The following is a 6,832-nucleotide window of genomic DNA, read 5'->3' as shown; positions in this document are numbered from 1 at the left end:
GCCTCGCGGCGCTCGCGGCCGGCCTCGTGGCGCTCGGCCTCGCTGCCGGCGCCGCGGCTCGTCGGTCGACCCGCCGGGTCTGATCGTGACCGTGCGGCCGGGTCGGCTCCCGGTGTGGTGGGTGCGCTCCGTGCGCCCGCCAGCCGACCCGGTCGCCGGCGACGCCTCGACCGTCGTGGTCCACGCGATCGCGACCGACGAGCGTCCGGACCGCTCCGTCGTCGAGGTGGACGACCTCCCGCCGGGTCGCACGGTCGCGACCGGCCGGCTCGGCCGGGTGGCCATGCGGTCGGACACCCTCCAGCTGCTGCGCAGCGAGCTGACGACCCCGACCGGGGCACCGCCCCTCGTGCTCGTCGAGCGCATCGTGCGCGACGCCTCACCGGTGCTCGCCGAGCTCATCGCCTTCCCCCACGCGGTCGTGGCCGTGCGCGCCGCGACGTTCGGCGCCGACGTCGCGCCGGGCTCCGTCCTCACGCTCGCCGACGCCGCGCGCATCGGGCTCGCGGCCGAGGACCAGGTGGGCGCCGTGAAGTGGCGCGCCGGGACCGGCCAGGTGCTCGAGGTGTACGTCGCGCCCGCGCACCGCCGGCGCGGTGTCGCCACCTTCCTGCTGTTCTCCGCCGAGGGCGCCGCCGCCGCGCGCGGCTGGCCGCGGCTGTGGGGCGGCGGCGTGCGCACGGCGCTGGGCGAGGCGCTCGTGACGCGCCTGCGGTGGGGCGTGGGCCGGGTCGCGCCGCTCGCCGAGGTGGCGCCGCCGATGACGCCGGTCGAGGACACCCTCGGCGTCCCGCGGCGGCACCTCGAACCCCTCGACTGAGACGGTCGCGACCCGGGCGGGCCGGGAGTCGCGCCGCGTCGCGACGTCGGCCGGCGTCAGCCGGAGATGCGCAGGAACGTGACGAGCGCGAAGGCGCCCATCGCGACGAAGGCCCACCCGTACGTCGTCGTCGCGCTCGACGGTCCGAGCGTGACGTCCGTGGGCCGGCGCGGGTCGACGTACACGGTCACGTCCGCGCCCACCTCGGGCCCGCGGAGCCCGCCCATGAGGCCGGCCGAGACCCGGGCGCGGAGCGGTGCGCCGTCGGGTGCCGGGTACTCCACCGTGACGCGGGTCGGCGTCGTGAGGAACGAGCGGTCGACGACGCGGCCGGGGACCGCGACCCAGCGCGACGACCGCTGGGACCGGACCATGAGCAGGCCGCCGACGACGAGGGCGACGCCGAGCAGCGCGAACGGCGTGAAGACGAAGGGCACGGCCGGACCCTACCGGCGCACCGCGCCCCGGGGGCGCCGGAGGCGCTCGAGGACGACCGGCCAAGACCTCTTGCGCGCGGGCAAACCTCTATGGTTCATTACTCATGTAATGAACCACTGAAGGTGACGGGAGGGCGTGACGTGTTCGACGGACGCGACCCGATCTACCTCCAGATCGCCGACCAGATCCGAGGCGACATCCTCGACGGCACCCTCCGGGAGGAGGAGCAGGTCATGTCCACCACCCAGTACGCGACCACGTTCCGGATCAACCCGGCGACCGCTGCCAAGGCCTTCACGGAGCTGGTCGACGAGGGCGTGCTCTACAAGCGCCGCGGCGTCGGCATGTTCGTCTCGCCGGACGCGCGGTCCCGCCTCGTGGCCGGGCGGCGCGACCGGTTCTTCGCCGACGTCGTCGAGCCGGTGGCCGCCGAGGCCCGAAGGCTCGGCATCCCGGTCGAGGACGTCGTCGCCCGGCTCCGCGAGCTCGCCGCCGAGCCCGCGCCGCGGCGGCCCGACGTCGCCGCCACGACCACCACCAGCACCGACGGGGAGTCCTCATGAGCTTCGGCGTCGAGGTCCGCGACCTCACCGTCCGCTACGGCCGCACGACGGCGCTCGACGGCGTCGACCTGACGCTCGAGCCCGGCCGCATCCACGGCCTCCTCGGCCGCAACGGGTCGGGGAAGACCAGCCTGCTCTCCGTGCTGGCCGCGTTCCGCCCCGCCACGAGCGGCACCGTCCTGGTGGACGGGGAGGACCCGTTCGAGAACCCGCGCATCATGGCCGGGACGTGCCTGGTCCGTGAGAGCGGCGACCACATGGACGACAAGGCGAGGGCGACCCTCCAGATCGCCGCCGCCGTGCGCCCCACGTGGGACGCCGAGCTCGCCGGTCGCCTCGTCGACCGGCTCCAGGTGCCGCTCGACCGCAAGCCGAGCCAGATGTCGCGCGGCCAGCGCTCGGCGCTGGGCGTCGTCGTCGGGCTCGCGTCGCGCGCACCGCTGACGATGCTCGACGAGTCCTACCTCGGCCTGGACGCGCCGTCGCGCTACGCGTTCTACGACGAGCTGCTCGCCGACTACGCCGAGCACCCGCGCACGATCGTCGTCTCGAGCCACCTCATCGAGGAGGTCGAGCGGCTGTTCGAACAGGTCGTCGTGCTCGACCATGGCCGCGTGCTGCTGGCCGACGACGCCGACGCGCTGCGCGCCCGGGGCGCGACCCTCACCGGACCCGGCGACGTCGTCGACGCGTTCCTCGACGGCCGCCGGGTGCTCGAGCGCCGCACGCTCGGGCGCACGGCGCAGGTCACGGTCGACGGCGGGCTCGACGACGCCGAGCGGCGGCGGGCGCGGGACGCCGGCCTCGAGATCGGCCCGGTCCCGCTCCAGGACCTCTTCGTCCACCTCACCGCCTCGGGGGACCGGCCATGAGCCTCGCGACCTCGGTCCCGGCCGCCGACCGGTCCGCCAGGGCCCTCGACCCGCGCGCTGTGCGCGGTGCGCGGCTGGCGCTGCGCAGCCAGCTGGTCGTCTGGGTGGCGTTCTGGCTCACGCTCGCCGTCATCGCCGTGGGCATCGTCGTCGTCACGGTCCGCGTCGGCGAGGTCGAGCACAGCGCGTGGGACTACCTCAGCGCGGGCTGCCGCTGGTTCTCGTTCGCCATGCTGCTCTTCGTGACGGCCGGCGGGATCGGCCCGTACGTCGCCCACGGCCTGACCCGGCGCTCGTTCGTGACCCTCGTCGCGCTCGACGTCGCCGTGACCGCCGCGGTCTTCAGCGCGTGCTGGACGCTCGGTCACGCCGTCGAGAACGCCGTGTTCGCCGCGCGGGGCTGGCCGACGTCGGTCCAGGAGCACCTCTACGCCGACGGGTCCCAGCTCGGGCTGGTGACGCTCGAGGCGCTGCTCGCCGTGCTCGTCTACGGGACGTCGGGCGCCCTCGTCGGCGCGGCCTTCTACCGCGGCGGCGGCTGGTGGGGCACCCTCACGCTCCCGCTGACGCTCGCGCCGGTCGCGGTCACCGAGTCGCTCCTGACGGGGCGCTGGATCGGTGACCTCGCGCAGCGCGGTCTCGACCTGCCCCTGCCGGCCCGGGGACTCACGATCCTGCTCGTCGTGGCCCTCGGCATGGTCGTCCTCCACCTCGTCCTGCGCCGCGCGGCGATCCGCCGCCCGGCGAGCTGAAGGGAGCCACGATGACGACCAGCGTCGCGCCCCAGGCCCCCTCCGCGCACCGGTTCGGGCACCGCTCGGTGCCCCTCCGCGCCCTGCGGCCGACGATCCGTGTCCAGGCGCCGGTGTGGGCCTGGTTCTGGGGCCTCATGGCGGCCGTCGCCGTCGTGCTCGCCGGCATCCCCGCGCGGTACGACCTCGGGGAGATGGGCGTCTGGGGCGCCGTCGACGCCGCGCCGCGGTGGTTCGCCTTCAGCCTGCTGCTGGCGCACGTGGCCACGGGGACGGCGCCGCACGTCGCCCACGGCATGACGCGGCGGGCGTTCGTCCGTCTGGTCGCCGTCCTGGCCGCCCTCACCGCGGTCGCGGCCGGGCTGGTGTGGACCGTCGGCTACGCGGTCGAGCGCACGCTCACCGGGCGCTCGGTCCCCGACCTCGCGCCGCTCGCCGCCGAGCACGTCGTGGCGATCCTCTGCTACTCCGTGACGGGGGCGCTCGTCGGCGCCACGTACCTCCGCGGCGGTCCCTGGTGGGGCACCCTCACGCTGCCCCTGACCTTCGGGCCCTTGCTCGCCACCGAGGCGTACACGAGCTCCGGCTGGCAGGGCGCCGTCGGCCGTGCGATCGGGTTCCCCGAGGCGCCGCAGGCCGTCGCCCTCGTGCTCCCGGTCCTCGTCTCCGTCCTGCTCCTCGTCGTCGTCGACCGCGTGCTGCACCGCGCAGCGCTGCGGCCGGCCTCGGGCCTCTCCGGCTGACGACGCCGCCCGCCCTCCCTCCGACGCCCAGCACGTCGCACCCGCACCCCGGCACCGCGCACGCACCCGGGGTGGTCACCGCACCCGGTACCGCGCACCCGCGCCCGCATCCGCACCCGCACGCCCTGGAGGTCTCCGTGGAACCCGCACCGACACCCGCACCGACACCTGCGCCGGCACCTGCGTCGACGCTCCCGGACGACACCGTCATCACGGTGTCCCACCTGCGCAAGGCGTACCGCGACAAGGTCGCCGTCGCCGACGTGAGCCTGACCGTCCGCCGCGGCGAGATCGTGGGCATGCTGGGCCGCAACGGCGCCGGCAAGACCACGACGGTCGAGTGCATCGCCGGGCTGCGCACGCCCGACGCGGGCACCATCCGCGTGCTCGGGCTCGACCCGACGCGGGACGGCGCCGCGCTGCGCGAGCGGCTGGCCCTCCAGCTCCAGGAGAGCGAGCTCCCGGCGCGGATCACCGTCCGCGAGGCGATCGGCCTCTACGCGAGCTTCTACAGCGACCCGGCGGACCCGGACGAGCTGCTGCGCGACCTCGGGCTCGCCGACAAGGCGGGGACGCAGTTCGCGAAGCTGTCCGGCGGTCAGCGGCAGAGGCTCTCGGTGGCCCTCGCCCTCGTGGGCAACCCCGAGGTCGCCATCCTCGACGAGCTGACCACGGGCCTGGACCCGCGCGCCCGCCGCGACACGTGGGCCGTCATCGAGCGGGTCCGCGACCGCGGCGTCACCATCCTGCTCGTCACGCACTTCATGGAGGAGGCCGAGCGCCTCTGCGACCGGATCGTCCTCATCGACGACGGCCGCGTGGTGGCGACCGGCAGCCCCGCCGAGCTGGCGACCGCGGCGGCCGAGGACGTCGTCCTGCGCTTCCGGGTCGCGGGCGAGGTGCCCGCGGGCCTGCTCGAGCGGGCCGCCGACGGCGCCACGGTGACCCGCCAGCCGGACGGTCGCTTCGAGGTCCGCGGCGGTGAGGGCGCCGTCCAGGACGTCCTGACCGCCCTCAGCGGCGCCGGCCTGCGTGCCGTCGAGCTCCAGCTCGAGCGCGGCTCGCTCGAGGACGCCTTCGTCTCCCTGACCGCACGACCGCTGGAGGTGTGACATGTCTGCTACCCACCGCACGCCGTCGGGCGCGCTCCGCCGGCTCACGCTCGTCGAGGGCCGACTGCTGGTCCGCGAGCGCGGCACGGCGTTCTTCGGGCTGCTCTTCCCGGGTGTCCTGCTCACGGTGCTCGGGCTCGTCATGCCGTGGGCCGACGAGCCGTTCGACGCGGAGGACCCGGTGCTCAGCCAGATCACCGCGATCACCGCGTACGCGCCGATCGTGCTCACCCTGGCGATCGGCACCGCGGCGCTCTCGACGTTCCCGACCGTGCTCGGCACCTACCGCGACAAGGGCGTGCTCCGCCGGTTGTCGACGACGCCGGTCCCGCCGTCCTACGTGCTCGTCGCCCAGCTGCTCGTCGCGCTCGCCTCGATCGTCTTCGCCGCCGTGCTCGCCGTCGTCCTCGGCGCGGCCGTCCTGGGCATCGGGATGCCCACGCGGCCCCTGCTCGTGGTCGCGGCGTTCGTCCTCGGCGCGACGTCGGCCCTCGCGCTCGGCTGCCTCATCGCCGCGCGCGCCCGCACGGCGGGCGCCGCGACGGCCGCCGGGATGGTCGCGTGGGTCGCCTCGATGTTCTTCGCGGGCGTGTGGCTTCCGCTGCCGCTCATGCCCGAGATCGTGCGGACGCTCAGCTCGTGGACCCCCGTGGGTGCGGCCTCGCAGGCCATGGCCGCGGGCTGGTACGGCGTCGGCGTCCCGCTGCAGGAGCTGCTCGTCATGGCGGGCTGGACGGCCGTGTGCGTGCCGCTCGCCGCACGCTTCTTCCGCTGGTCCTGAGCGGCTGCTGACCGGCTCCTGAGCCGCGCAGCGGCCGCCCGCCGCGGAGGAGCTCAGCGGGCGAACCACGGGGCGGGGTGCTCACCCCGCTCCGTGGCCGCGACGAACGCGACGGTCCGCGCGATGCGGGCCGTCGACGTCGGCGTGAGGTCGTCGGGCAGGTCGTCCGGGGCGAACCAGGCGACGTCGAGCGACTCGTCGTCGCCCACGCGCGCCTCGCCGCCGAGGGCGCGGCACCAGAAGCACAGGTCGAGGTACTGGGCCGTGTCCCCGTTGGGGTAGGCGACGACGTCGGTGGTCGAGACCGCCGTGAGCGCGACCACCTCGGCGTGGACGCCCGTCTCCTCGAGGATCTCGCGCACGACGGCGACCGCGGGCTCCTCACCCGGCTCGAGGATCCCGCTGACCACTGCCCAGCGGCCCGTGTCCGCACGCCGTCCCAGGAGGACGCGGCCGGCGTCGTCGAGGACGACGCCGGAGACGCCCGGGAGCCACAGCAGGTCGGTCCCGATGCGGGAGCGCAGGTCGCGGACGAAGTCGGGAACCGGCATGGCCGCGACTGTAGCGAGCGCTGGCTGCCGAGCCGCGTGCGGTCCCGCCAGAGAGGTGGAGCAGGCACGCCGAGGGTCGAGCAGGTCCGGCGAGGGTGGGGTCGGGACGACGAAGGCCCCTGCCGGCGTCTCCGCTGGTCAGGGGCCTTCCACTCACGGTCGGGGTGACAGTGTTCTGCGTCAGGACATAGGAAACGCAT

At 75.2% G+C, this 6,832-nt stretch carries 9 protein-coding genes; 7 read left to right on the top strand and 2 right to left on the bottom strand.

Translation table 11 applies throughout. From position 1 onward, the window contains the following. Positions 1 to 130 precede the first annotated feature (130 nt). On the top strand, positions 131 to 820 hold the full coding sequence (locus tag ICW40_RS07810; RefSeq protein WP_221653270.1) for a GNAT family N-acetyltransferase: 690 nt from the start codon (positions 131 to 133) through the stop codon (positions 818 to 820). A 56-nt stretch (positions 821 to 876) separates the two neighbouring features. Here the strand turns inward: ICW40_RS07810 and ICW40_RS07805 are convergent, their stop codons facing one another. Then, complete coding sequence (locus tag ICW40_RS07805) at positions 877 to 1,257, bottom strand: DUF3592 domain-containing protein (protein ID WP_221653269.1); 381 nt, start codon at positions 1,255 to 1,257, stop codon at positions 877 to 879. A gap of 141 nt (positions 1,258 to 1,398) precedes the next feature. On the opposite strand from ICW40_RS07805, the gene ICW40_RS07800 reads away from it, so the two are divergent. From ICW40_RS07800 to ICW40_RS07775, 6 genes are all read left to right on the top strand, one after another. After that, on the top strand, positions 1,399 to 1,821 hold the full coding sequence (locus tag ICW40_RS07800) for a GntR family transcriptional regulator (RefSeq protein WP_221653268.1): 423 nt from the start codon (positions 1,399 to 1,401) through the stop codon (positions 1,819 to 1,821). Then, positions 1,818 to 2,693 carry an ATP-binding cassette domain-containing protein gene (locus tag ICW40_RS07795; RefSeq protein ID WP_221653267.1) on the top strand — a complete coding sequence of 292 codons (876 nt, stop codon included), beginning with the start codon at positions 1,818 to 1,820 and terminating at the stop codon, positions 2,691 to 2,693. The genes ICW40_RS07800 and ICW40_RS07795 overlap by 4 nt, the downstream gene beginning before the upstream one ends. Then, the gene (locus tag ICW40_RS07790; protein WP_221653266.1) at positions 2,690 to 3,445 is read left to right on the top strand and encodes a hypothetical protein; all 756 of its coding nucleotides are present in this window, start codon (positions 2,690 to 2,692) and stop codon (positions 3,443 to 3,445) included. The genes ICW40_RS07795 and ICW40_RS07790 overlap by 4 nt, the downstream gene beginning before the upstream one ends. 11 nt (positions 3,446 to 3,456) lie before the next feature. Continuing rightward, positions 3,457 to 4,188: a hypothetical protein gene (locus tag ICW40_RS07785; protein WP_221653265.1), complete on the top strand. Its 732-nt coding sequence runs from the start codon at positions 3,457 to 3,459 to the stop codon at positions 4,186 to 4,188. Between the two features lie 137 nt (positions 4,189 to 4,325). Next, positions 4,326 to 5,300 carry an ABC transporter ATP-binding protein gene (locus tag ICW40_RS07780; RefSeq protein WP_221653264.1) on the top strand — a complete coding sequence of 325 codons (975 nt, stop codon included), beginning with the start codon at positions 4,326 to 4,328 and terminating at the stop codon, positions 5,298 to 5,300. 1 nt (position 5,301) lies between these two features. Beyond that, positions 5,302 to 6,081 carry an ABC transporter permease gene (locus ICW40_RS07775; protein WP_221653263.1) on the top strand — a complete coding sequence of 260 codons (780 nt, stop codon included), beginning with the start codon at positions 5,302 to 5,304 and terminating at the stop codon, positions 6,079 to 6,081. A gap of 53 nt (positions 6,082 to 6,134) precedes the next feature. Here ICW40_RS07775 and ICW40_RS07770 read toward each other — a convergent pair whose 3' ends face one another. Further along, positions 6,135 to 6,632 carry an NUDIX hydrolase gene (locus ICW40_RS07770; protein ID WP_221653262.1) on the bottom strand — a complete coding sequence of 166 codons (498 nt, stop codon included), beginning with the start codon at positions 6,630 to 6,632 and terminating at the stop codon, positions 6,135 to 6,137. Positions 6,633 to 6,832 lie beyond the last annotated feature (200 nt).

The sequence above is a fragment of the Actinotalea ferrariae genome, from assembly GCF_019733465.1.
GTDB lineage: Bacteria > Actinomycetota > Actinomycetes > Actinomycetales > Cellulomonadaceae > Actinotalea > Actinotalea ferrariae_A.
Note: the sequence above shows the minus strand (reverse complement) of the source record. Positions and strands in the feature narration are given on the sequence as shown.